1 protein-coding gene is annotated in these 257 nt (G+C 36.2%); it reads left to right on the top strand.

The features are described from left to right. Positions 1-257, top strand: a 257-nt coding sequence (locus ACQRD5_RS17370) for an IS110 family transposase (protein WP_427747136.1), incomplete at both ends; no start/stop codon positions are given.

The following is a 257-nucleotide window of genomic DNA, read 5'->3' as shown; positions in this document are numbered from 1 at the left end:
TGATTCTATCCCAGGAATAGGACGTTTAACAGCTGTTACATTAATAGCTGAAATAGGTGATATTAATGGTTTTCTAAGACCTAAACACCTAGTTGCATTCTTTGGTATAGATAGCTCTGTTAATGAGTCAGGTAAGTTTAAAGGTAATCAAAATAAAATTTCAAAACGAGGAACTAGAATAGGCCGTAGAGCATTGTATGCTGCTGCACTAGCCTGTATAAGAACAAACCGAAACGGAGTCCCTATTAACAAAGTTC

The sequence above is a fragment of the Clostridium sp. SGI.024 genome (genome assembly GCF_050315195.1).
In the GTDB taxonomy this organism is placed as follows: domain Bacteria; phylum Bacillota; class Clostridia; order Clostridiales; family Clostridiaceae; genus Clostridium.
This window is presented reverse-complemented; position numbering and strand designations above follow the sequence as displayed.